The sequence below is a fragment of the Flavobacterium sp. GW821-FHT12A05 genome, from assembly GCF_058807735.1.
In genome coordinates, this window is the sequence record NZ_JBXAQY010000004.1 from 159,547 (window position 1) to 186,004 (window position 26,458).

A 26,458-nucleotide genomic window follows, 5' to 3' on the forward strand; every position below is an offset into this window, starting at 1 on the left:
GTCAAAAAAAAACATATAATAAATAAAATATACGTTTTTTTTAAAGTTATTCTAAAAAAACCTGTTTTAAAGAAAAAGGTAAATCACAAAAAAGGCATGACAAACAAATTATCACACCTTTTTATTTAACAAATTTCAATAACAATTAATTTTGTAATTCTGCATTACAATACTTATCTATTTTGAAAATAGCAGCATCTTTATTAATTAAAACAGAAATTTTAACAAGTATACTTTTTTAAACTAAAAAGTACACCCCTTATTTAGGGATCAGCCTCACTTAACCTGCTAACCTCACGAAGTTAAGTGAATGCAATATGCATCTATATCTATTTTTTTAATAAGTGCTTACTAATTCAAAATATTAATTCAAAACATTGATACAGAGCAAATTCCACTTCATTGGAATGCGTGGAAATTCCCAAATTTATTATCCAATTTTTTTCATTGCCGTCATAGACTCTCTTAACCAAGCTCCTACTTCTTCGATAGGATGCTGACGAATTTCTTTGTTTACTGCAATAAGTACAGCATTATCTACACCATTTGAAGTAGAAAACGGTTTTCCGATGATATTAGTATCAACAGTTTTCATAAATTCAGTCAATAATGGTTTACAAGCGTGGTCGAATAAATAACAACCATATTCTGCTGTATCAGAAATTACACGGTTCATTTCGAATAATTTCTTTCTTGCAATAGTGTTTGCAATTAATGGCAATTCGTGTAAAGACTCATAATAAGCTGATTCTTCGATAATTCCAGCTTCAGTCATTGTTTCAAAAGCCAGCTCAACACCCGCCTTTACCATTGCAATCATTAAAACTCCATTGTCAAAATATTCCTGCTCTGAGATTGGAGCTTCTTGCGGTGCTGTTTTTTCGAAGTTAGTTTCTCCTGTTGCAGCTCTCCATTTCAATAAGTTCACATCGTCATTAGCCCAGTCAATCATCATCGTTCTTGAGAATTCTCCAGAAATGATATCGTCTTGGTGTTTTTGGAATAAAGGACGCATAATGTCTTTTAATTCTTCAGCTAATTCGTAAGCTTCAATTTTTGCAGGGTTTGATAAACGGTCCATCATGTTTGTGATACCTCCATGTTTCAAAGCCTCCGTGATAGTTTCCCATCCGTATTGAATTAATTTTGAAGCGTATGCAGGATCAATTCCTTTTTCAACCATTTTATCAAAACATAAAATAGATCCAGTTTGAAGCAATCCACAAAGAATCGTCTGCTCACCCATTAAATCTGATTTTACTTCAGCTACGAAAGATGATTTTAAAACTCCTGCTTTGTGTCCTCCAGTTGCTACAGCATAAGCTTTTGCCTGATCTAAACCAAAACCGTTTGGATCGTTTTCTGGGTGAACTGCGATAAGTGTTGGTACACCAAAACCTCTTTTGTACTCTTCACGAACCTCAGAACCAGGACATTTAGGAGCACACATAATTACAGTAATATCTTTACGAATCTGCATTCCTTCTTCAACAATATTAAAACCGTGAGAATAAGCTAAAGTCGATCCTTGTTTCATTAATGGCATAATAGCAGTAACTACAGCAGTATGTTGTTTGTCTGGAGTAAGATTACAAACTAAATCAGCAGTTGGAATTAATTCTTCATAAGTACCTACTTTAAACCCATTTTCAGTTGCATTTTTATATGAAGCTCTCTTTTCTGCAATTGCATCTGCACGCAATGCATAAGAAATGTCTAAACCTGAATCTCTCATGTTTAAACCTTGATTCAAACCTTGTGCACCACATCCAACAATAACAACTTTTTTTCCTGCTAATGCTGAAATTCCGTCTGCAAATTCTGATTGCTCCATAAATTCGCAAACTCCTAGTTGCTCTAATTGTAATCTAAGTGGTAGTGTGTTGAAATAATTTGCCATTTTGTTTTAAAATATTTAATGAAATGAAATTTAATAATTGATTATATTATAAATAATTACGATTCTAAAAATCGCTTTTAATTGTATTATGATAATGATTCTAATAAAGAGGAAATCTCCATTTTTTGTTTAGAAACCGAAATTCTTCCAGAGCGTACAAACTGCATAATTCCGTATGGTTTGAACTTTTGGTATAATTCTTCAATTTCAGAACGTCTTCCTGATTTTGAAATCACAAAGAAATCTCTTGAAACCGTTACAATCGTAGACTGGCTGTCTTTGATGATATTTTGAATTTGTTTCTCATCAAATAACAAATTTGAAGCAATTTTAAAAAGTGCATTTTCAAGAAAAATTGTTTCTTCATCTGTATGATAAAATGCTTTTATAACTTCAATTTGTTTTTCAATTTGTCCCACGATATTCTGAACCCATTTCTCAGTAGTGTTTACTACAATGATAAATCTTGAAACATTCTCAATTTCTGATTCTGAAACGTTTAAACTTAATATATTAATGTGACGCTTTAAGAATATCCCGGATATTCTATTTAACAAACCCACGTTATTTTCTGAGTATACCGATATGGTAAATGTTTTATCTTCCATGTTGTTTTTAGTTTTATTTGTTTCAGTCCCGATAGCTATCGGGATTGAAACATGAAACTTTTTTTAGCTTAATCTAATTTCTGAAACACAAGCTCCTGTTGGAATCATTGGGAAAACATTATTTTCCTTTTCTACCATGACCTCTAAGAAATAAGAATCTTTTGAAGCCAGCATTTCAGCAACAGCTGCATCTAAATCTTCGCGTTGTGTCACTTTTTTAGATTTAATATGATATCCTTCGGCAATTGCGGTGAAATTTGGATTAATCATTTTGGTAGATGCATATCGATTGTCAAAAAATAATTCCTGCCATTGACGTACCATTCCTAAAAACTCATTGTTTAGAATTACAATTTTTACCGGAACCTGAGTCTGGAAAATAGTACCCAATTCCTGAATCGTCATTTGGAATCCGCCATCACCAATAATAGCGACAACTTCGCGTTCTGGTTTTCCCATTTTGGCTCCAATTGCAGCCGGAAGTGCAAATCCCATTGTACCTAATCCGCCGGAAGTAATATTACTTTTGGTTGAATTAAATTTGGCATAACGACAAGCAAACATTTGATGCTGCCCAACATCTGAAACTATAATAGCATCTCCATTTGAGTGTTTATTGATCATTTCGATGGTTTCACCCATAGAAATTCCTTTGCCATTACTTGGATTAAGTTCTTCATTAATAACAGATTCTATTTCTATTTTATGAAGTTCTCTAAATTCATTAAGCCATGAATCGTGCGATTTTGCCTCAATTAATGGTAATAAAGCTGCCAGAGACTCTTTTACATCACCTAAAACAGCGATTTCAGTTTTAACATTTTTATCAACTTCGGCAGGATCAATTTCAAAGTGAATCACTTTTGCCTGTTTCGCATAAGTGCTTAATTTACCTGTAACACGATCATCAAAACGCATTCCGAAAGCAATTAAAACATCGCATTCGTTTGTTAGTAAATTTGGCGCATAATTTCCGTGCATTCCTAACATCCCAACATTTAACGGATGATCTGTTGGTAAAGCCGAAAGTCCTAAAATAGTCCATGCAGCCGGAATTCCTGATTTTTCAAGTAAAGCTTTAAATTCGGCTTCAGCCTGACCTAAAATGATTCCCTGACCAAAAACAATAAAAGGTTTTTTAGCACTATTAATTAAAGCTGCAGCTTCGGCAACTTTGTCTAGTTTTAATTTTGGAACCGGAACATAACTTCTAATTCCGGTACATTTTTCGTAACTAAAATCGAACTCATCAAACTGAGCGTTTTTAGTAATATCAATTAATACAGGGCCTGGACGTCCAGAACGAGCGATATAAAATGCTTTTGCTATAATTTCAGGAATTTGAGAAGCCTCAGTAACCTGAAAATTCCATTTCGTAACAGGAGTTGAAATTCCGATAATATCGGTTTCCTGAAAGGCATCAGATCCTAATAAATGTCTTCCTACTTGGCCTGTAATACAAACCATTGGAGTTGAGTCGATTTGAGCATCAGCAATTCCGGTAACGAGGTTTGTTGCTCCCGGTCCAGAAGTTGCGATAGCCACACCAACTTTTCCTGTTGCTCTTGCATATCCTTGTGCAGCATGTGTCGCGCCTTGTTCGTGGCGTACTAAAACATGATGCAGCTGATCCTGAAATTTATATAATTCGTCGTAAACAGGCATGATTGCTCCTCCCGGATAACCATAAATTAAGTCTACTCCTTCTTCTAATAAGCATCTAATAACGGCTTCGGCGCCTGATATTCTAATTGTTCCCATTTGGTAATTTTATTGTTTAGAATTCAGAAAATTTTATTCTCAAAATTCATTTTTTTTGTCGATTAATTATCGGTAACACAACCTGTTGAAGCACTGGAAACCGATCTTGCATATTTAAGTAAAACCCCTCTGTCAACTTTTAGCGCTGGTTGAACCCAAGCCGCTTTACGAGCTGCAAATTCTTCGTCAGATATTTTCAGGTCGATTGTATTTTTCACCGCATCGATAGCAATTAAATCTCCATCTTTTACTAGTGCAATACCACCTCCGTCATAAGCCTCTGGTGTTACGTGTCCTACCACGAATCCGTGTGAACCTCCGGAGAATCTGCCGTCTGTAATAAGTGCACAGCTGCTTCCTAATCCTGCACCAATAATAGCAGATGTCGGTTTTAGCATTTCAGGCATTCCCGGACCACCTTTTGGTCCACAACCTCTAATGACGACGACATTACCTGGTTTAATTTTTCCGGCTTGCAGACCAGGAATTACTTCAAATTCCCCTTCAAAAACTACAGCAGGTCCTTCGAAATATTCTCCTTCTTTTCCGCTGATTTTTGCTACAGCACCTTCAGAAGCAAGGTTTCCGTATAAAACCTGAATATTTCCTGTTGGTTTTAATGCTTTTTGAATTTCATGAATTACTTCTTGTCCGTCTTGTAAATCCGGTGTCGAAGCTAAGTTTTCAGCAACTGTTTTTCCTGTTACGGTTAAACAATCTCCGTGAATAAGTCCCACTTTCAATAAATATTTCATTACACCAGGAATACCTCCCACTTCGTGAATATCTTCCATCATGTATTTTCCGCTTGGTTTCATATCAGCAAGAACAGGAGTTCTATCGTTAATAGCTTGAAAATCATCAAGAGTAATGGTAATACCAACAGAGTGTGCCATTGCAATTAAATGCATAACTGCGTTTGTAGAACCTCCTAAAACTGCTACAATTGTAATAGCGTTTTCGAAAGCTTTACGAGTCATAATATCTCTTGGCTTAATATCTTTTTCTAATAAAACTTTAATAGCTTCTCCGGCAGCAATACATTCGTCTCTTTTTTCCTGACTCAAAGCAGGATTAGACGAACTGTAAGGCATACTCATACCTAATGCTTCAATTGCAGAAGACATAGTGTTTGCCGTATACATACCTCCGCAGGCACCAGCTCCAGGACATGCATTTTGAATAACTCCTTTAAAATCTTCCGGAGTAATTTCGCCTTTTACTTTTTTTCCTAAAGCTTCAAAAGCAGAAACGATGTTTAAAGATTCTCCTTTCCATTTTCCTGAGTGAATAGAACCTCCGTAAACCATCATTGAAGGACGGTTTAATCTTCCCATTGCGATTAATGCTCCAGGCATATTTTTATCGCAGCCAGGAATTGCAATAATACTATCGTACCATTGTGCGCCAGCTACAGTTTCGATAGAATCTGCAATTACATCACGAGAAACTAATGAATAACGCATTCCTTCGGTACCGTTAGAAATTCCGTCACTTACGCCAATGGTATTAAAAATAAGTCCGACCAGACCAGCATCCCAAACACCTTTTTTAACATCTTTTGCTAAATCATTTAAGTGCATGTTGCAAGTGTTACCATCGTAACCCATGCTCACAATACCCACCTGTGCTTTTTTCAAATCTTCTTCAGTTAAACCAATACCGTACAACATCGCTTGCGCCGCAGGTTGTGTTTGATCTTGAGTGATGGTTTTGCTGTACTTATTTAATTCCATTATTGTATTATTTTTTTTAATTTTTATTCAAAAAAAAACCTTCCAGTATTTGGAAGGTTTGTAATATAGTTTTTCAATTATATTTATACCATTCCCGATGCAGATGTGTGAATCACATTGACAACAACGACAGAAGTAATAATAATTGAGATTTGCATCTTTTATTTTTTTAGTGTGACAAAAGTATAAAAACTTTAAGAACTAAAAAAATAAAATCTCAACATTTTCAATACTTCTTGTTATTTAATTCATCATTTTAATAAAAAATCTAAACTATTGTCGACTGACCAATGTAAACATTGTCATTATTGAAATATAATAGGTCATCTTTGCTAAAAATGAAATTAGAAACAAACTCCCCTACTTCATTTGTGCCAAATTTTGAATCTGGTTTTAAATCAACCGTAACTACTTTATATTCAATTGCTTTTTCAACTGCTTTGTAAATCACATTTGCTTCTGTAAACAATCCGAAATGCTCTAACAACATCGCTGCTGATAAAATAGAAGCAATTGGATTGGCAATATTTTTTCCTTTTGCCTGAGGATAAGATCCATGAATTGGCTCGAAAAGCGCATTTTTTTCTCCTAAAGATGCCGATGCCAATAAACCAATTGAACCTGTAATTACGCTGGCTTCATCTGATAATATATCTCCAAATAAATTTTCTGTCAAAATCACATCAAATTGTTTTGGGTTTAAAATCAACTGCATTGCCGCGTTGTCTACAAATAAAAAGTCTAAGATCACATCCGGATAGCTTTCGCCTACTTTTTGAACCACTCTTCTCCACAATCTTGAAGTTTCCAAAACATTTGCTTTGTCAACCATAGTCAGCTTTTTGCGTCGGTTTTGTGCCGATTTAAAAGCCAAATGTGCAATTCTGGTGATTTCTTCTTCTGAATATTCACATAAATCCGAAGCATGTGTTCCTTCTTCATTTAATGTTTTTGCTCCAAAATAAGCACCGCCAGTTAGTTCTCTGAAAATAGTAAAATCTGCTCCTTCAATAATTTCTCTCTTTAAAGGAGAAGCTTCAACTAATGATTTATAAGGTTTAATTGGACGAATGTTTGCAAACAAACCCAGTTCTTTGCGAAGTTTCAATAATCCCTGCTCCGGACGAACTTTTGCATTTGGGTTATTATCGTATTTGGGATCTCCAATTGCTCCAAATAAAACAGCATCAGTATTCAAACAAAGATTTAAAGTCTGCTCCGGGAGTGGGCTTCCTGTTTTGTCAATAGCAATCGCACCCATGAGTGCTTCTTCAAAAACAAATTCATGATTATACACCTCACCTATTGCATATAATGCCTTTTTGGCTTGGGAAATTACTTCCGGTCCAATTCCGTCTCCTGGTAATACAGCTATTTTCAAATTCATAACGTCTCGTTCTTTATGTATTTAAATCTTGATTTATCTCTAGTTTCTATTCTCTTTGTTCTATTATCTATTCTCTTTCTTCTATAGTCTATTTAACTAGCTTCTGATTAATTCCCCTTCAATTTTAGAAGCTTCAATGATTTGATGAATATCAGCATCAACGACTTCTTTCTTAATATCTGCGAATTTCAAAAACTCAACATATACAATATCTAATTGTACTTTTGTTAATTCGTAACCTACTTTTTTAGCACGGTAAGCTAATGCAGCTCTTCCGCTTCTTGCTGTTAAAATGATAGAAGATTCGTTTACACCCACATCAAGCGGATCCATGATTTCGTAAGTTGCTCTGTTTTTAATTACACCGTCTTGGTGAATTCCAGAACTGTGTGCAAATGCATTTGCTCCAACAATTGCTTTGTTTGGCTGCACAATCATTCCCATACTTTCAGAAACCAAACGGCTCATTTCGTTCAATTCTCTTGTATTAATGTTGGTATCAAGATTTAAGTATGGATGTTGTTTGAAAATCATTACCACTTCTTCAAGTGCTGTGTTTCCTGCTCTTTCTCCAATACCGTTAATAGTACATTCTATTTGTCTTGCACCATTTATTGCTCCTGCAATTGAGTTTGCAGTTGCCATTCCTAAATCGTTATGACAGTGACATGAAAGGATTACGTTTTCGATTCCTTTTACGTTTTCTTTTAAATATTTAATTTTTGCTCCGTATTCTTCAGGAAGACAATATCCTGTTGTATCAGGAATATTTAATACCGTTGCACCAGATTTAATTACTTCTTCACAAACTTTTGCCAAGAAAGCATTGTCTGTTCTACCAGCATCTTCTGCATAGAACTCAACATCCTCTACATACGATTTTGCATGTGCTACAGCAAATTTTGCTCTTGCAATAATATCTTCCGGAGTTGTTTGTAATTTATGGAGTATATGAGATTGTGAGGTTCCGATTCCAGTATGGATTCTAGGTTTCTTAGCGTGCTTTAAAGCTGCTGCAGCAACATCAATGTCGTTTTTTACGGCTCTTGTAAGTCCGCAGACCGTTGCATTTTCTACAATTTTACAAATCTCAGAGACCGATAAAAAATCGCCTGGACTTGACACAGGAAAACCAGCTTCGATAATATCAACTCCCATTTTGTCTAGTCGTTCTGCGATAACTAATTTTTGTTTAGTATCTAACTTACATCCTGGAACTTGTTCACCGTCGCGTAGTGTGGTGTCAAAAATTTGAACTTTCTCTCTATTCATATTCATTTATTTAATGTAATTTCACATCTTGATAACAAATATATATTGTACTTCTTCAGTACGAAATTCATTTTAATGAAATTATACTGTTCATAACACAATTTATAACGAGTTAAATGTTTAATAACCAATAAGTTATATTATTATTTTTTACAATGGCTAACCATCAAAAAGATTTCTTATTTGTTCTGATTAAATCACTTTCAAAATCTGAAAAAAGGCAGTTTAAAATTTTCGCAAGCCGATTAGAGACGAGTTCGAATACTAAATTCATCGAGTTATTTAATATTTTAGATAAATCTGAAACCTATGATGAAAAGCTTATTCTGAAGAGCGGTATTATAAAAAAAATACAGCTATCTAACTTAAAATCATACTTATACAAACAAATTCTGGTTAGTATTCGCTTGAATATTCCGAGTCAGAATATCCGATACCAATTGCGCGAACAAATAGATTTTGCCGGTATACTATATAATAAAGGTTTGTACAAACAGAGTTTAAAGATTCTGGATAAAACAAAAATGATTGCGCTTGAAAATGATGAAAAATATATGGCGTATGAAATTGTTGAGTTCGAAAAACTAATCGAATCGCAATATATTACCCGAAGTATTCAAGGACGCGCCGATGAACTGGTTATTCAGGCCAAAGAACTAAATTATCGAAATACCATTTCAAGCAAATTATCGAATTTATCGCTGCAGCTTTACGGAATCATGCTGAAAACAGGTTACGTAAAAAACGACGAAGAATATAAATATATAGACGATTATTTTAATAAGCATATTGCAAAACTAGACGAAAGTAAATTTGGTTTTCGTGAGAAATATTGGTTTTACAATGCCAACTTATGGCGTAGTTTCCTTGTTCAGGATTTTTTAGCGAGTTATAAATTTGCCTATAAATGGGTTACCTTATTTTATGATAATCCCAATATGATTTACCAGAATCCTGTTTTCTTTTTAAAAGGAAACCATTATTTTCTGGAATCATTGTATATGCTAAAGTATACCTCTAATTTTAAAAGATACCTTTCGCTTTTAGAAGAAACGATTCAGGATGAAAAATTTCCGGTAAACGATAATATTGCATCACTATCCTTTCTATACGTTTATAACAATAAATTAAACCTGCATATACTGGAAGGTACTTTTCCCGAAAGTGAATATTTAATTCCCGAAATTTTAGATAAATTAAAAATACACAGCGAACATCTTGATGAACATCACGAAATGTTGTTTTTTTATAAGATTGCTTCTATTTATTTTGGAAATGAAAAGTATAACGAATGTATTCTTTATCTGGATAAAATAATCAACAACAAGAACTTAAGCATGCGTGAGGATTTAATGTGCTTTGCAAGGCTTCTATCTCTTATTGCGCATTATGAGCTAGGAAAAGATTATTATTTAGAAAATCATCTGAAAAACACTTATAAGTTTCTTTTGAAAATGAACGACTTACACGAAGTTCAAAAAGAAATTATCAAATTCTTAAGAAACTTAAATAACTTTTATCCAGCCGATATTAAGAAAGAATTTAAAAAGATGCACGCTCGTTTTGTCGAGTTAGAAAAGAATACCTACGAGAAAAGAGCCTTTTTATATCTGGATATTATCTCGTGGCTGGAAAGCAAAATCGAAAACCGAAAAATTGCGGATATTATTAAGGAAAAGGCGAAATTGAATAACCGATAATTTTTTAAAATCCCAATAAAAAAAATCCAAATTCCAAATAGCTTACGAAACAACCTTTGTCAAAGTTTTAAACTTTGACAAAGGTTTACATGCAAAATTACTATGTATCAAACCCGGCAGGTTTTAAAAACCTCTGGGGTTTGTAAACATAAAAAATCCCAAATTCCTCCCAATAGCTATCGGGATGGAATTTGGGATTTTAAATTTTTGGAATTTTAAAAACCTTTATTCTATAATATTAGAAGTCGTTACATAGAAATCTTTATCTACTTCCAGTTTTCTGTCTTCATTTATTGTTTTAACCGATTGCCATTCTGTAGTTGGTTTGAGCCATGTTTCAACGCCGTTTAATTTTACCCTAACCGGCATATCAAATTTAGCAACACAATTTGTCCAATGATACCCAAAAGTACCATTTTTAAACATATATTCAAAAATAGGAATTTGTGTTGTGCTTAAATATTGGGCATAAACTCGGTTAAAATTAATTCCTGACTGCTCATTCATATAATCCTGAATTTGTTTACCCGTAACCGTTTGATGATAAAACGTTTTATTCATACCTCTAAGGATCGATTTCCATTTTGCATCGTCGTTAATAATCTGACGCATCATATGAAGCATGTTTGCTCCTTTCGGGTACATATCACCTGATCCTTCGTTATTTACATCATAATGACCAATAATCGGCGTATCATTTTTAATGTTTTTTCTACATCCAATAACATATTCTGCCGCTGCATCTTTTCCGTAATAATACTCAATAAAAAGACTTTCAGAATAGTTGGTAAAACTTTCGTGAACCCACATATCAGCAATATCTTTATAGGTAATATTGTTAGCGAACCATTCGTGGCCCGATTCGTGAATGATGATAAAATCAAATTTTAATCCCCAGCCTGTTCCACTTAAATCACGCCCTAAATACCCTTGTTTGTATTGGTTTCCGTAGGTTACAGAACTTTGGTGTTCCATTCCTAAATACGGAACTTCTACCAGTTTGTAACTGTCTTCGTAAAACGGATAAGGTCCAAACCAGTTCTCGAAAGCTTTCAGCATTTTTGGAGCATCTTTAAAATGTTCTTTTGCTAAAGCTAAATTATCTCTTAAAACATAATAGTTGCAATCTAAATCGCCTTTTTCTCCTTTAAATTTCTCAGAGAAATTAACATAATCGCCAATATTAATGTTTACACCATAATTATTAATTGGGTTCGAAACATACCAATTAAAGGTTTTCGTTCCGTCTTTTTCTTTTTTAACGCTTTTTAAACGTCCGTTAGAAACATCCGTTAAATCTCCCGGAACATTCACGCTTATCAGCATATTTTCGACCTCGTCATACATGTGGTCTTTGTTTGGCCACCAAACGCTGGCACCTAATCCCTGACAAGAAGAAGCAATAAAATCTTTTCCGTTTTTATCTTTTTTCCAGCTGATACCGCCATCCCACGGAGCATTAACCGCTTCTCTTGGTTTTCCTCCAAACGAAACTACGATTTCTTTTGTATCACCAATTTTTTGATTTTCAATTAAAGTAATGAAGAAAGCATTTCCGTCTCTTTCAAATTTTAATTCCTTTCCGTTTTGCGTTACTTTCGTAATCTGCATAGGCTGCTGCAAATCAATCTGCATTCTTTTGCTTTCAGATAAAACAGTATAACGAACCGTATTAGAACCAGAAATCGTTTTTTCTTTAGGATTCACTTTTATATCCAGATGATAGTATTTTAAATCCCACCAGGCTCTTTCTTTTGTAACGCTCCCGCGTAAAGTATCCTGATGCGTAAAAACGGTTTCTGACTTACTAAGAAGCCCCTGCGCATTGGCAGTAAAACCAACTAAAAAGGCGATAAAAACGCCGCCGAAGTATTTTTTCATTATTTAGAAATTTGTAAAATAAGGTATGAACCAGCTTGTCTACAACAAATGTAAACATTCAAATTAAGTTTTCTAAAATTTTTATGAATTCTCAATTATAAAACAAGACAAACTGCAGTCAAATTTGAAACAATAAATTCTTTTTAAATCAAAATGCAAGTCAGAATCCAGTATTGTTACCTATTTTAGCATTCCAAAATATTTTTCTTTTATATGAAATTATATCAGTCCTTACTTTTAGCTCTTTTATTATATACCTCTATTGGGAATTCACAGACAATTCCGGTTCATAAAATTACAGAGAAACCTATGATAGACGGTGATTTATCCGATTGGAAAACACCTTTTTTAGGTCCCTTTGTGGTTCATAATTCAGGCGGAAAAGCTACTCAAAATACAATGGTTTCACTTTCGTGGAATGACGAAAACTTATATATAGCTTACAAAGTTGTCGATTCTAAAATAGTGGGATCTAATCAGAAAAAGGATTCGCCAATTTTTAATACCGATGATTTAGTAGAAATTTTTATTGATCCGGATGGCGACGGAAAAAACTATCTTGAAATTGGAGTTAACGCATTCTCCAGCAATTATGATATGCTGATAAAATGCATTTCACCCGATTGCGGAGGTTGGAAAACCGCATTAAATTTTGACATTATCGGATTAGAAACGGTAAGCAAAATAACAGCCGATGGTTTTTCTACCGAAATAAAAATCCCTTTTTCAAGTTTGGAAAAGATCGAAAATGGCAATTTTTCTAAACCAAAAATAGGCACAAAATGGAAAGCAAACACTTTTAGAATCGATTACGGTAACACAACCGAATACCTTGCTTTACAAGCTTATAAAAGCAAAAATTTTGGATTTCATCAGCCAAAGGAATTTGCTGTTTTGGAGTTTGTGGAGTAGCGTTTAATCGTTTATCTGGTTAATTGTTTATTTGAAATATCGCTGGCACTTCGTTTACTATAAAATCTCCAATTCTGTTATCAACTAAAAACTTAAAAGCCTGATTATTCTCCGCCATTCTATAAATTTCAAAAACAGATTTATTAGACACAAAATAAACATTCTGCAAAAACCTATCATTTAAATCCCCGTAAATCTTAAAGGTTTCAATAAACATTGATATTCCCTTTTTTAAAACTGTAGGATTAGAAAATTCTTTAGGAAGAAATATATTTATAAAAGCATTATTATCAATGTATATTTCTCCAGTACTGTCATTAATTGGAGCAAAATTACCATTAGCTGTTTTTTCTAAAAACAAAATTAGTCTCTGACCAGCTTTTAATTCTTTAATCCTTGGGTCGCATAACCATTCTTTCCAAATTGAAACCTTAATCTTTGAGCTCGATTTTCCTTTTACAAACTGACTTATAGTAAATTCATATTCATTTTTTGAAACTTTAGAAATGGTTCCGTCAACAATTAAATCTGCTTTTGCGATAACAATTGAATAGGGCAATTCATGTTTTTTGAATCCATAGTTTAAAGTTGGAAGCAAAAATAAAAACAGACACGCAAATAGTTTCATAGACTTATGCTTTTAGCTAAAGTAATACTTTTTTGTCAGACTGAGCGAAGTCAAAGTCCCGCAAAGTGATTCAGCAGACTAGACTCCAACTTCGCTCAGTCTGACAGCATTATATCAAAACAATCTTTAATGCTACTTCTGACGTTTCTTCAAAACATCAACAACATCGTTTAACTCAAAACCTTTTGCCTGTAATAGAATCAGGTAGTGAAAAAGTAAATCGGCGCTTTCGCTGAGGAATAAATCGTCGTTATCATCTTTGGCTTCAATAACCACTTCTACAGCTTCCTCGCCTACTTTTTGGGCAATTTTATTGATTCCCTTCTCAAACAAAGAAGCTACGTAACTCTTTTCAGAATCGGCATTTTCTCTACGGGTTTTGATGGTGTTTTCTAACTGAGAAATAAAACCGTAATTTTCTTTGTTTTCTTCCTGCCAGCAAGTATCGGCTCCGGTGTGGCATGTTGGACCAACAGGTTTTGCCTGAATTAAAAGCGTATCGCCGTCGCAGTCGTTTTTAATACTTACCAAGTTCAAAAAGTTACCACTCTCCTCGCCTTTCGTCCAAAGTCTTTGTTTGGATCGGCTGAAGAAAGTTACTTTTTGAGTTTCTATTGTTTTTTGAAGCGATTCTTCGTTCATATAACCCAGCATTAAAACATTTTTTGTTTCTGAATCCTGAATTATCGCCGGAATCAATCCGTGTGCGCTTTTTATATCGATTTCCATTTTAGATTTTAGATTTTAGATTTTAGATTTTGATTCTCTGAAATCTTATTATTATAGACTTAATCTCTTTGTTCTTGTTTCTTACTTCTTTTAAAGCCTAACTTCAATATCATTCTTTCTCAATTCTTCTTTCAAAGCCTTAATTTCGATTTCTTTAAAGTGAAAAACGCTGGCTGCCAAAGCCGCATCAGCTTTTCCTTTTGTAAAAGAATCTAAAAAATGCTGCATATTTCCAGCACCTCCCGAAGCAATTATCGGAATATTAATCAGCGTAGACAATTTAGCCAAAGCTTCGTTTGCAAAGCCATTTTTAGTTCCGTCATTATCCATCGAAGTAAATAATATTTCTCCGGCACCGCGTTCTGCCACTTCAACCGCCCAATCGAATAAATTTAATTCTGTTGGAACTTTTCCTCCAACCAAATGTACAATCCATTGTCCGTCAATTTGTTTGGCATCAATAGCAACGACAACACACTGGCTTCCGAATTTCTGTGCCAAATCATTGATTAACTGAGGATTTTTTACTGCCGATGAATTAATTGAAACTTTATCGGCTCCGTTATTAAGCAGAATTTCTACATCTTCTACAGATGAAATCCCGCCGCCAACCGTAAACGGAATGTTTATTTTCTCCGCTACACTTCGCACCATATTGACCAACGTTTTACGACGTTCTTCGGTTGCCGAAATATCCAGAAAAACCAATTCGTCTGCTCCTTCCGCCGAGTATATTTCTGCCAGTTCCACAGGATCTCCTGCATCCCTTAAATCAACGAAATTAACCCCTTTTACGGTTCTTCCGTTTTTTATATCCAAACAAGGTATGATTCTTTTTGCTAACATTTTTAATGTTTATTGTTGGTTGTTCATTGTTTTTGGTTCTTCTTCTAACTACAAACCATTAACAAAAAACTATAAACCAATTATATAATTTTCTAACTGTTTTAAAGTAATTCTCCCTTCGTAAATTGCTTTTCCTATAATCGTTCCTTCACAGCCTAATTCCGCTAATTTAGGAAGTTCATCAAAAGTTGAAATTCCGCCGGAAGCAATTAGTTTTACGCCATTTGCTTCGGCTAGAATTTTACCGTAAAGGTCAAAACTTGGACCTTCCAGCATTCCGTCTTTTGCAATATCGGTACAAATAACATATTGAATTCCTTTGGTTTGGTAATCCTGAATAAACGGAATCAAATCTTCATTTGAATCTTCTAACCAACCTGAAATAGAAACTTTTTCATCTTTGGCGTCAGCGCCCAGAATAATTTTATCTGAACCGTATTCTGAAATCCATTTTTCGAAAATCATCCTGTTTTTTACCGCAATGCTGCCACCGGTTATTTGGTTTGCACCACTTTCGAAAGCAATTCGCAAATCGTCATCTGATTTTAAGCCTCCGCCAAAATCAATTTTTAAACCGGTTTGCGTCGCAATTTGTTCCAAAATTTTATAATTGACAATTTTACTTGATTTTGCACCATCTAAGTCGACTAAATGCAGGTATTCAATTCCGTGTGCTTCAAAGGATTTTGCCACTTCAAGCGGATTTTCATTGTAAATTATTTTAGTATCATAATCGCCTTTGGATAAACGAACACATTTCCCTTCAATGATATCTATGGCTGGTATTATTCTCATGTTTTTGATATTTTAGATTTTAGAGTTCAGACTTTAGATTCTCTAAAATTGATATTGATTTTAAAAATTGGAATTTGGATTTTAAGAGATTGGAATTTAAAAAATTTACATTTTTAAGAAATTATCTAAAATCTTTTCTCCAACAACACCGCTTTTTTCCGGATGAAACTGGGTTCCGTAAAAATTATCTTTCTGCAAAGCCGATGCATATTCCAATTCATAATTCGTTACAGCAATACTTTCAGCGCATTTTGGAGCGTAAAAACTATGTACCAAATACATGAATTCATTTTCTGAAATTCCTTTAAACAAATCCGATTTTAAATCGTAAATCTGATTCCAGCCCATTTGCGGTACTTTTACCTGATTTGAAAATTTTACGACATCAACATCAAAAATTCCCAAACCTTTTGTATTTCCCTCTTCAGATGAATTGCACATCAACTGCATTCCAAGGCAAATACCCAGAACAGGCTGTTTCAAATTCGGAATCAAACTGTCTAATCCGCTTTCGCGAAGCTTAAACATAGCCGAACTTGCCTCGCCCACACCAGGAAAAATAACTTTATCTGCTGCGAGAATTTCGGCTGGATTATTACTCAAAACGGCCTTAAAGCCCAATCTTTCAATAGCAAACATAATGCTCTGAATATTTCCTGCTCCGTAATTTATAATTACTATTTTCATTAAAAAAAGCTTTAAGCTTTAAGCCGTACGCTTTAGGCTTATTGCCTATTGCCTATAGCTTATTGCGTTTACAACATTCCTTTCGTCGAAGGCAAAATCATTTTCTCGGTATCTCTTTTTACGGCTACTTTTATGGCTTTTGCGAAAGCTTTAAAAATGGCTTCGATTTTATGATGTTCATTGATGCCTTCTGCTTTGATGTTTAAATTGGCTTTTGCACCGTCAGAAAAGGATTTAAAGAAATGATAAAACATTTCTGTCGGCATTTTACCTACCATTTCGCGTTTAAATTCAGTTTCCCAAACCAGCCAGTTTCTACCTCCAAAATCAATCGCAACCTGCGCTAAACAATCGTCCATTGGCAGACAAAAACCATAACGCTCGATTCCTAATTTATTTCCGAGTGCTTTTGCAAAAACTTCTCCCAAAGCAATTGCAGTATCTTCGATCGTATGATGTTCATCGACTTCTAGATCGCCTTTTACCAGAATTTCCAAATCCATTTGTCCGTGACGCGAAATTTGATCTAACATGTGATCAAAAAAAGCAATTCCGGTTTCAATTTTACTCTTTCCGGTTCCGTCTAAGTTTAAATTGATATAAATATCAGTTTCATTGGTTTTACGAGTAATCGAAGCCGAACGCGCTTCCAGTTTCAAAAACTCATAAATAGTCTTCCAACTCATTGTTTGAAGAATAATGGTTTCGTCTAACTCTTCACGTTTTGATGAGATTTCGCTGCTTCCAATTCCGTCATTATCATTAATGAAAATCGCTTTTGCTCCCAGATTTTTAGCCAGTTCCACATCCGTTAAACGATCTCCTAAAACAAAAGAATTAGCTAAATCATATTCTGGATTATTTAAATATTTAGTCAATAATCCCGTTCTTGGTTTACGTGTCGGTGCATTTTCTTCCGGAAAAGTTCTGTCTATGAAAATCTCATCAAACAAAACACCCTCATTTTCAAAGGCTTTTAAAATGAAATTCTGCGTTGGCCAAAACGTATTTTCCGGAAAGCTATCCGTTCCCAATCCGTCCTGATTCGTAACCATTGCCAATTCGTAATCTAGTTCATTGGCAATTTTCGCCAGATATTGAAAAGCTTTCGGATAAAACTCGAGTTTATCTAAGCTGTCTAATTGATAATTTTCAGGTTCTAAAACAATCGTTCCGTCACGATCGATAAAAAGTACTTTTTTCATATATTTTATTTTTTCTGCCACAGATTGCACAGATTAAAAATGATTTTTTGTTTGTGTTTATTCTTTGCCACGAATTGCACTAATTAACACTAAATTTTTTTTCACGCAGATTTTAAAAAGATTTAAGCAGATGCACGCTTATTATTTTAGATTTAAAAATCAAAACTAAATCTGCTTTAATCTGCAAATCTGCGTGAAAAAATCATTTTAATCTGTGTAATCTGTGGCCTATATCTGCGTATTATATTAATTTCAATTCTTTAATCAAAACAGCGTTTTCTTCTTTTGTTCCAATTGTAAAACGAAGACAATTTTCGCATAACGGCTGCGTAGTTCTGTTACGAATTACAATTCCTTTTTCAATTAACTGATCGTATCTTTTATTAGCATCATCTACTTTTGCTAAGATAAAATTGGCTTCGGTTGGGTACACTTTTTCTACAAAACTTACTTCAAGTAAAACTTTAAGCAATTCTTTCCTCTGCTCAACAATAGAAGCTATTTCCTGTTTAATTTTTTCTGAATCTTTTAAGCGTTCTTTTGCTCTTTGCTGCGTCAATTCGTTTACATTATATGGCGGTTTGATTTTATTTAAAACTGAAATTACAGCCTCAGAACCGTAACAAATTCCCAATCGAATTCCAGCCAGACCATACGCTTTTGAAAGTGTTTGCGTAATGACTAAATTGGGATATTCGTCGATTTCTGTCAGCCAGCTTTCTTTGTCTGAGAAATCAATATAAGCTTCATCAATTACTACTAATCCTTTAAAATTCTGAAGCAGTTTTACCACGCTTTCATCCGAAAAAGAATTTCCGGTTGGATTATTTGGCGAACATAAAAAGATGATTTTTGTGTTGGCATCAACGGCATCTAAAATCTTCTCTACTTGTGGCTGAAAATCATTTGAAAGTAATATCTCTCTGTTTTCGACCGCATTAATATTAGCCAAAACGCTGTACATACCATAAGTGGGTGGCAAAGTGATAATATTATCTGTTTTTGGCTCGCAGAAAGCCCTGAAAATCAAATCTAAAACTTCGTCGCTTCCGTTTCCTAGCAAAATCTGACTTTGTTTTGTATTGTTATTTTTAGCCAAAATCGCTTTAACGGAGTTTTGCTGCGGATCCGGATAACGATTTACGCCATTTTGAAACGGATTTTCATTGGCATCCAAAAAAATCATTTCGGCGGTATCAAAATCTTCAAATTCATCTCTGGCAGACGAATAAGGCTTTAAAGATTTTACATTTTCACGTGTAATTGTATTTATATCGAAAGTATTCATTGTCTTTATTTTTTGAGGAGATGAAAGAATCAAGAAGCAAGAATATAGACTCAATCTAATCCTCCAACTCTTTCATCTTGCTTCTTGCTTCTTTACTTTTTACTCTATATCTATTCTCTATCTTACTCTAAACTCTTCAATCTTAAGGTCACTGCATTTTTATGCGCCTGTAATCCTTCGGCTTCAGCCATAACTTCAATCGCTTTGCCAATATTTTGAATTCCCTCTTTTGAAATTTTTTGAAACGTCATTGATTTCATGAAACTATCCAGATTTACACCGCTGTAATTCTTCGCATAACCATTTGTCGGTAATGTATGATTGGTTCCCGAAGCGTAATCTCCAGCACTTTCGGGAGTATAATTTCCAATAAAAACCGAACCTGCATTTACGATTCCGTTACAATAAAAATCATCATATTGTGAACAAATAATAAAGTGTTCCGGGCCATATTCGTTAATTAAATCCAAGGCAATCTGATCGTTTTCGACATAAATTAATTTCGAATTTTCGATTGCTTTTATGGCAATTGCTTTTCTTGGCAGTACTTCAACCTGTGACTGAATTTCTTTTTCAACTTCGTCGATAAGTCTTTTAGAGGTCGAAACCAAAATAACCTGGCTGTCTGTTCCGTGTTCTGCCTGCGACAACAAATCTGAAGCTACAAAAGCAGGAACCGCTGTATCATCGGCAACAATTAATAATTCTGAAGGGCCGGCCGGCATATCAATCGCAACACCAAACTGAGTCGCTAATTGTTTTGCTACGGTCACAAATTGATTTCCAGGTCCGAAAATTTTGTACACTTTTGGGATTGATTTTGTCCCGAAAGTCATTCCTGCAATTGCCTGAATTCCGCCAACTTTTAAAATTTTCGTTACACCGCATAAATTAGCAGCATATAAAATAGCCGGATTAATTTTTCCGGTTTTATCCGGAGGCGAACACAAAACAATTTCTTTGCAGCCTGCAATTTCAGCAGGAACAGCAAGCATTAAAACAGTTGAAAACAATGGTGCTGTTCCTCCCGGAATGTACAAACCAATTTTTTGAATTGGTCGTTTTTCCTGCCAGCAGTTTACACCTTCGATGGTTTCAACTTCAATTCTTTCTGTTTTTTGAGCGCTGTGAAATTTATAGATATTGTCTTTTGCTAATTGAATCGCTTCTTTTAATTCATTTGGAATCAATGCAATTGCTTCGTTTATTTCTTGTACAGAAACCTCATAGTTATCTAAAGTAATACCATCAAAAATTGAAGTGTATTTTGCTACGGCTTCATCTCCTTTTTTCTGTACTTCTCTAAAGATTTCTTTTACCGTTACCTCAATATCATCAATCGTTTGGGTTGGTCTTTTTAATATTTCTGACCATGTATCTGGTTTTGGGCTGTCTATTTTATTCATTTTTTTTGCTTTAAGCTTTTTTTGCTTTAGGCTATAGGCTGTAGGCATTAGGCTTTATTAACTTTGTCTATATTATCTTTGCAAAAAGCTTAAAGCCTAATGCGGGCAAAGCCCTAAAGTACCATTTTCTCAATTGGACAAACTAAAATTCCTTCGGCTCCGGCTTCTTTTAATTTATCGATTACGTCCCAGAAAGTGTCTTTGTCAATTACCGAGTGAACACTGCTCCAGCCTTCCTGAGCTAATGGCAGAACGGTTAAACTTCTTAAAACCGGAAGAATTTTTCCAACTGCTTCAATTTTGTCATTTGGAATATTCATCAAAATATATTTTGAATTTCTTGCTCTTAGAACAGATTGTATTCTGAATTTTAAAGTATCAATGTGTTTTTGAATTTCTGGAGAAACTTTTGGAGAAACAGCCAGTACTGCTTCACTTTTCAAAATAACTTCAACTTCTTTTAAGTTGTTTTTGAATAAAGTGCTGCCGCTTGAAACGATATCTACAATCGCATCGGCAAGGCCAATATTTGGTGCGATTTCTACAGAACCAGAGATTTGGTGAATATCTACACTTAATCCAAAAGAATTGAAATATTCGTTTACTGTGTTAGGATACGAAGTCGCAATTCTTAATCCCGCTAAGTCTTGTACCGAATTGTACTCGAATGTTTTAGGAACTGCTACAGAAACTTTGCATTTAGAAAAGCCTAATCGCTGTACGACTTCAATTTCTTTTCCTTTTTCTACCAAAAGATTGTCGCCTACAATGGCTAAATCTACTACTCCATCAATTAAATACTGCGGAATATCTGAATTTCGTAAATACAAAACTTCAAGAGGAAAATTAGAAGCTTCGGCTTTTAACTGATCGATTCCGTTGTTGATAGAAATACCGCAGTCTTTTAGAATTTGAATGCTGTCTTCGTTTAAACGACCAGATTTTTGAATTGCAATTTTTAAAGTACTCATTTTTTAGTTGTTTGCTGATTAATAGTTTGAGTACAAAGAATTGGTATAAAAAAACCCGTTTGATGTACTCAAACGGGTTTTAAAATATGATGATTTACACACATACCATTAACACATCGCCTGAGAGCAATAATGAAAATAATGATGATGTAATTGATTTGAAATCATTGTTTGGTTTGTTTTATAATTCTTTGATTCGGTTGCAAATATACTAGTTAATTTCATAAAAAAGCAATTTTTAATATAACTTAACGATAGTTTATTGTTAAAAAAAAGATCAAGCCCCGTTTTTATTGAATTTATTAAATTCACGAAAACGTTTTCATGTTGTCATTAAAAGTTAAGGTAACCGTTGTGCCTACTTCTAATTCGCTTTCAATTTTAAATTTTATATCCAGTAATTCTGTAATTCTTTTCACGATCGACAAGCCTAAACCAACTCCTTTAATTTCTGGATGCTCTGTGTAATTGGATCTGAAAAATGGATTAAGGATCATTTCTAAATCTCCTTTTGCAATTCCGATTCCGTTATCAGAAATTTTACAGATTGTTTTTTCATTTTGTTTTGAAAGCAAAATCGAAACTGTACCTTCATTATTGGTATATTTAATTGCATTAGAAATAATATTCCTCAAAATTGTAATGACCAAAAAATTATCCGATTCAATATCATAATCTGTTTCGGGATTAAATTTAATGTTGATTTTTCTATTGTTTATTTTCTCTGAATTTAGCGTCAGAACATCTAAAATAAGAGCATTTAAATAAACCGATTCCGTTGCTATGTTTTGTTTTTGATTTTCAAAACGAGCCATTATCAAAAGCTGATCTACGAGCGAATTTAAATGGTCTACTTCGTTAATACAATAATTTATTTTCTGTTCGTACTCCTTGCTGTCACGAGGTTTACGAATCAACACTTCAAGTGTTCCTTTAATTACGGTAAGCGGCGTTCTAAGTTCGTGAGAAGCATCTGAGGTAAACTGTTTTTCGCGTTCTATTGCATCTTCAATTCGGTTTAATAAATTGTTTATGGTTTTAGAAAGTGTATATAATTCGTCCCGCGATTTGGGCAAAGGTATTCGTGTTTTTAGATTGTCTTTTGTAATAATTTTTGATGTGTTGATAATAGCATTTATTGGTTTTATGCTTCGTCCTGCAAAGAAACGGGCAATAAAAAACAACAGCACCAAAATAGCCAAAAATGACAGAGACATGATCTCAAATAAATTATTCAAAACCAATGTAGAATCGGCCAGTGACATGGCTACAATGATATAACCAATTTGTTTGTTTTGAACATGAAGCGGCACCTGAATTTGTCTGATGGCGTGGTTTCCCATTTTGGTATCAAATAACTCATAATCTTCGACTGAGTCTTTAAATTCAAGGGTTTCTGTTTTAAGGTTTGGCGCTTTTTCAATAACTTTTTTATTCATATCTAAAAACTCCACAAAAACAGGATTTACATCCACCGTATTGTGTTCGCGCTCGTTCCATTCTTCTGCATCTATCAGGATTACTTTGCCTTTTTCGACTTTAATTTCTGATAAATGATTCTGAATTTCAACATTGATTTTTTCATCAATGTGACTGTAAACGGTATGTTTTACGATAGAATAAATGACTGAAAAAACTACTAAAATCAACAATCCGGTTGTAATAATGTAGTTTAAGGCAATTTTGTTTTTAAAAGATAACTGCATCACTTACAAGTCGTTGGCGATATAACCAATACCGCGGATTGTTTTTATATAATCTTCTTCTATTTTTAGTTTCAGCTTTTTTCTTATTGCGTTCATAAACACGTCTATAACTCCGGTATCATATTCAAAATTAATATCCCAAACGTCTTTTAAAATCTGGTTTCGGGTACAGACTTTTCCTTTATTTTTAATTAAATAAGCCAGAAGCTCGAACTCTCTTTGCGTAAGCGCTACTTCTTCTTCATTTTTGTAAACAATATGTTTAGACAAATCAATTTTAATGGTGCCAAGCAGCAGATTTTCATCTCCATTTTTGTTTCTGAAATGAATTTTAATGCGCTCTACTAATTCCTCAAAACTAAAAGGTTTTTTGATATAATCATTTGCTCCCGCTTTTAAACCTTCTATTGTTTCCTGAACGGTATCTTTTGCTGTTAAAAAAATAATTGGTGTAGTTTGGTCTTTGATTCTTATGGCTTTACACAAATCCAAACCATTAATTTTGGGCAGCATCCAATCTAATAAAATCAAGTCAAATTTTTGGTTTTGTGTTAATTCAAAACCTTTTGAACCATCATTAGCAGTTGTAACCAAATATCCTTCTTCCTGCAGGCCTTGCTGCAAGAACTGAACAATACCTAATTCATCTTCAACTATTAAAATATGCATGTGTTTCTATTTTTAGTTTGTCAAAGATAAATATTTTCAAACTTGGAAATCGCTCAAAACCATCCGAATAAATAAAAACATATCATCTTAAGTAAACATTAAGCAAACGTTAACTAAGGTTAAAGCAGAACTTAATCTGGAATTAATGAATCGGATTTAATTTTGCAAAGTATAAAACATAGGTCCTTAATTTCTAAAACATTGAAGACCCAATTTTATTTAAAATAAAGATATCATGACTTTTTACAAAAAGCTTTCTCCATTTTATAATCTTGCAATTTTCTATTTTACGGTTAGTTTTATATTGAGAATTGTACTGTTTTTTCATCCTATCACACAGAGTTCTTTTACAGTTCTGGAAAGTTTGAAGATTTTCAGCTTAGGATTAATTTCAGATTTTTTTGTTTTTGTAATGGCTGGAGTTTTTCTTTGGCTGTACCTTATTTTTCTATCAGAATCTAAGTATAGTAAGCCCTCAGGTTATATTATTTTAGGTATTTTGATTGTATTATGCCTTTATGTTGCTTCCGGAAAAAGTATTTTTGACGAATACGGAGGCGCTTTACCTCGAATTGTTTTAATATTCTTAGGTTTAAAAACGGCTCTTTTTGCTCTTTTTCTTTTACTTCCAAAATGGAGAACAAAACTTAGATTCTGGCTTTTTAGCTTTGTGATTTTCCTTTACGTTTTATTAATTCTTCAAAACGGATTAAGCGAATATTTCTTTTGGAATGAATTTGGAGTGAAATATAACTTTATCGCAGTTAACTATTTAATTTACACTAACGAAGTGATTGGAAATATCATGCAGTCTTATCCTGTTATTCCTATCTTTTCGGCTTTGTTTCTGGTTAGCGGTATTGTGACTTATTTTATTGTTCAAAAATCGAAGGATTATATTAATGATATTCCGTCTTTTAAAGAAAAAATAAAAATTTCGGCTGCTTACGGTGCTTTGTTTTTGGTTTCGCTTTTTGCGGTTCCAACTTTGGCTAAAACCGAGAATTCTAAAAATTTATTTGTAAACGAATTACAGTCTAACGGTATATACAAGTTCTATCTGGCTTTTCAGAATAACAAATTAGACTACTTTAAGTTCTACAAAACATTGCCAAATCAGGAAGCTTTTACGATTTTGAAAAATCAATTTCCGAATATTTCCGGTGAAAGCACTTCTCAAAAAATTACAAGTGATTCTCTTGAAACCCGAAAAAATGTTGTTTTAATTACTATTGAAAGCCTTAGTGCCGATTTCATGAAAACATACGGAAATCAAGGTAATATCACTCCGTTTTTGGATAGTTTAGCGCAAAAAAGTTTATTGTTTACCAATTTATATGCTGCCGGAAATCGTACTGTTCGCGGACTTGAAGCGGTTACTTTATGTCTGCCTCCAACGGCTGGCGAAAGTGTGGTAAAACGTGAGGATAATAAAAACAAATTTTCAACCGGATCTATCTTTAAACAAAAAGGGTACAATGTAAAATTCATGTATGGCGGTGATGCTTTTTTTGATAATATGCAGGATTTTTATTCTGGAAACGGTTATCAAATTGTAGATAAATCGAGTTTTTCTCCGGAAGAAATCACATTTTCTAACGTTTGGGGTGTCTGCGATGAAGACATGTACAACAAGGCTATCAAAATAATGAATGCGGAAGGCAAAGAAAATAAACCTTTCTTTAATCATATTATGACGGTGAGTAATCACAGGCCGTTTACATATCCGAATAATAAAATTGATATTCCGGGTGATATTAAATCACGTGACGGCGGTGTAAAATATACGGATTATGCGCTGAGAAAATTCTTTGATATGGCTCGTAAACAGCCTTGGTTTAACAATACTGTTTTTGTAATTGTGGCGGATCATTGTGCGTCAAGTGCCGGAAAAACAGAACTTCCACTGGATAAATACAGAATTCCGGCTTTTATTTATATGCCGAATGAGAAACCTGAAAAATGCAATAAATTAATGTCGCAGATTGATCTTATGCCTACTCTTTTTGGATTATTGCATTTTGATTATCACAGTAAGTTTTTTGGACAGGATGTTTTAAAACCTTCTTATAAACCAAGAGCTTTTATTGCAACGTATCAGGATTTAGGTTTGATAAAAGATAATGTTTTAACGGTTTTATCTCCTAAACAAGAGGTTAGACAATTTGCTTTAAAATTAGATCCAAAGGACAGCGTTTCTTCTGATTTTCAAATTGATTACGACCAAACGCCTTTAAAGAAGCAAAAAATGAATCTGGTTAATGAAACGATTTCTTATTATCAGTCTGCTTCGTTTTTATTGAAGGAAAAGAAATATCAGAAATAATGGTTTTAAATTCCAAATTTTAAAAACCAAATTCCAAATTTAAAA

Annotated in this window: 21 protein-coding genes; 3 read left to right on the plus strand and 18 right to left on the minus strand. The window is 33.8% G+C overall.

Annotated elements, in window-relative coordinates; all coding sequences use genetic code 11:
* Positions 1-430: 430 nt before the first annotated feature.
* The 6 genes from ilvC to AC1RRQ_RS10410 all read right to left on the minus strand — a co-directional run bounded on the left by ilvC (position 431) and on the right by AC1RRQ_RS10410 (position 8,664).
* Positions 431-1,900: a ketol-acid reductoisomerase gene (ilvC, locus tag AC1RRQ_RS10385; RefSeq protein ID WP_493022954.1), complete on the minus strand. Its 1,470-nt coding sequence runs from the start codon at positions 1,898-1,900 to the stop codon at positions 431-433.
* A gap of 86 nt (positions 1,901-1,986) precedes the next feature.
* Positions 1,987-2,508, minus strand: coding sequence for an acetolactate synthase small subunit (ilvN, locus tag AC1RRQ_RS10390; protein WP_493022955.1), 522 nt, complete (start codon positions 2,506-2,508; stop codon positions 1,987-1,989).
* A gap of 63 nt (positions 2,509-2,571) precedes the next feature.
* A complete protein-coding gene (gene ilvB, locus AC1RRQ_RS10395; protein WP_493022956.1) occupies positions 2,572-4,269 on the minus strand; it encodes a biosynthetic-type acetolactate synthase large subunit in 1,698 nt (565 codons plus the stop codon).
* A 62-nt stretch (positions 4,270-4,331) separates the two neighbouring features.
* Positions 4,332-6,005, minus strand: coding sequence for a dihydroxy-acid dehydratase (ilvD, locus tag AC1RRQ_RS10400; RefSeq protein WP_012024922.1), 1,674 nt, complete (start codon positions 6,003-6,005; stop codon positions 4,332-4,334).
* A gap of 268 nt (positions 6,006-6,273) precedes the next feature.
* Entirely contained in the window at positions 6,274-7,392 is a 1,119-nt protein-coding gene (gene leuB, locus AC1RRQ_RS10405) for a 3-isopropylmalate dehydrogenase (protein WP_493022957.1), read from the minus strand.
* 96 nt (positions 7,393-7,488) lie between these two features.
* Positions 7,489-8,664 carry a 2-isopropylmalate synthase gene (locus AC1RRQ_RS10410; protein ID WP_493022958.1) on the minus strand — a complete coding sequence of 392 codons (1,176 nt, stop codon included), beginning with the start codon at positions 8,662-8,664 and terminating at the stop codon, positions 7,489-7,491.
* Between the two features lie 155 nt (positions 8,665-8,819).
* Here AC1RRQ_RS10410 and AC1RRQ_RS10415 point away from each other — a divergent pair, with 155 nt between their 5' ends.
* On the plus strand, positions 8,820-10,364 hold the full coding sequence (locus AC1RRQ_RS10415) for a hypothetical protein (protein WP_493022959.1): 1,545 nt from the start codon (positions 8,820-8,822) through the stop codon (positions 10,362-10,364).
* Positions 10,365-10,589: 225 nt separating this feature from the next.
* Here AC1RRQ_RS10415 and AC1RRQ_RS10420 read toward each other — a convergent pair whose 3' ends face one another.
* Positions 10,590-12,245, minus strand: a complete 1,656-nt coding sequence (locus tag AC1RRQ_RS10420) for a M1 family metallopeptidase (RefSeq protein ID WP_493022960.1) — start codon at positions 12,243-12,245, stop codon at positions 10,590-10,592.
* Positions 12,246-12,458: 213 nt separating this feature from the next.
* On the opposite strand from AC1RRQ_RS10420, the gene AC1RRQ_RS10425 reads away from it, so the two are divergent.
* Entirely contained in the window at positions 12,459-13,157 is a 699-nt protein-coding gene (locus AC1RRQ_RS10425) for a carbohydrate-binding family 9-like protein (RefSeq protein WP_493022961.1), read from the plus strand.
* A gap of 19 nt (positions 13,158-13,176) precedes the next feature.
* Here the strand turns inward: AC1RRQ_RS10425 and AC1RRQ_RS10430 are convergent, their stop codons facing one another.
* The 11 genes from AC1RRQ_RS10430 to AC1RRQ_RS10480 all read right to left on the minus strand — a co-directional run bounded on the left by AC1RRQ_RS10430 (position 13,177) and on the right by AC1RRQ_RS10480 (position 24,087).
* Complete coding sequence (locus AC1RRQ_RS10430) at positions 13,177-13,785, minus strand: hypothetical protein (RefSeq protein WP_493022962.1); 609 nt, start codon at positions 13,783-13,785, stop codon at positions 13,177-13,179.
* Between the two features lie 132 nt (positions 13,786-13,917).
* Complete coding sequence (hisIE, locus tag AC1RRQ_RS10435; RefSeq protein WP_493022963.1) at positions 13,918-14,514, minus strand: bifunctional phosphoribosyl-AMP cyclohydrolase/phosphoribosyl-ATP diphosphatase HisIE; 597 nt, start codon at positions 14,512-14,514, stop codon at positions 13,918-13,920.
* 90 nt (positions 14,515-14,604) lie between these two features.
* On the minus strand, positions 14,605-15,360 hold the full coding sequence (gene hisF / locus AC1RRQ_RS10440; protein ID WP_493022964.1) for an imidazole glycerol phosphate synthase subunit HisF: 756 nt from the start codon (positions 15,358-15,360) through the stop codon (positions 14,605-14,607).
* A 69-nt stretch (positions 15,361-15,429) separates the two neighbouring features.
* Complete coding sequence (gene hisA, locus AC1RRQ_RS10445; protein ID WP_493022965.1) at positions 15,430-16,155, minus strand: 1-(5-phosphoribosyl)-5-[(5-phosphoribosylamino)methylideneamino]imidazole-4-carboxamide isomerase; 726 nt, start codon at positions 16,153-16,155, stop codon at positions 15,430-15,432.
* A gap of 105 nt (positions 16,156-16,260) precedes the next feature.
* The gene (gene hisH / locus AC1RRQ_RS10450) at positions 16,261-16,842 is read right to left on the minus strand and encodes an imidazole glycerol phosphate synthase subunit HisH (protein ID WP_493022966.1); all 582 of its coding nucleotides are present in this window, start codon (positions 16,840-16,842) and stop codon (positions 16,261-16,263) included.
* Positions 16,843-16,910: 68 nt separating this feature from the next.
* Positions 16,911-18,047: a bifunctional histidinol-phosphatase/imidazoleglycerol-phosphate dehydratase HisB gene (gene hisB / locus AC1RRQ_RS10455; protein WP_493022967.1), complete on the minus strand. Its 1,137-nt coding sequence runs from the start codon at positions 18,045-18,047 to the stop codon at positions 16,911-16,913.
* A 241-nt stretch (positions 18,048-18,288) separates the two neighbouring features.
* Complete coding sequence (gene hisC / locus AC1RRQ_RS10460) at positions 18,289-19,335, minus strand: histidinol-phosphate transaminase (RefSeq protein ID WP_493022968.1); 1,047 nt, start codon at positions 19,333-19,335, stop codon at positions 18,289-18,291.
* Positions 19,336-19,457: 122 nt separating this feature from the next.
* Positions 19,458-20,741: a histidinol dehydrogenase gene (gene hisD, locus AC1RRQ_RS10465; protein ID WP_493022969.1), complete on the minus strand. Its 1,284-nt coding sequence runs from the start codon at positions 20,739-20,741 to the stop codon at positions 19,458-19,460.
* A 113-nt stretch (positions 20,742-20,854) separates the two neighbouring features.
* Positions 20,855-21,712 (minus strand): ATP phosphoribosyltransferase, encoded by an 858-nt coding sequence (hisG, locus tag AC1RRQ_RS10470; protein ID WP_493022970.1) that lies wholly within the window; start codon positions 21,710-21,712, stop codon positions 20,855-20,857.
* Between the two features lie 308 nt (positions 21,713-22,020).
* Complete coding sequence (locus tag AC1RRQ_RS10475) at positions 22,021-23,421, minus strand: sensor histidine kinase (RefSeq protein WP_493022971.1); 1,401 nt, start codon at positions 23,419-23,421, stop codon at positions 22,021-22,023.
* Positions 23,422-24,087 carry a response regulator transcription factor gene (locus tag AC1RRQ_RS10480; protein WP_493022972.1) on the minus strand — a complete coding sequence of 222 codons (666 nt, stop codon included), beginning with the start codon at positions 24,085-24,087 and terminating at the stop codon, positions 23,422-23,424.
* 235 nt (positions 24,088-24,322) lie between these two features.
* Between AC1RRQ_RS10480 and AC1RRQ_RS10485 the strand changes: the two genes are divergently transcribed.
* A complete protein-coding gene (locus tag AC1RRQ_RS10485; protein WP_493022973.1) occupies positions 24,323-26,413 on the plus strand; it encodes an LTA synthase family protein in 2,091 nt (696 codons plus the stop codon).
* Positions 26,414-26,458 lie beyond the last annotated feature (45 nt).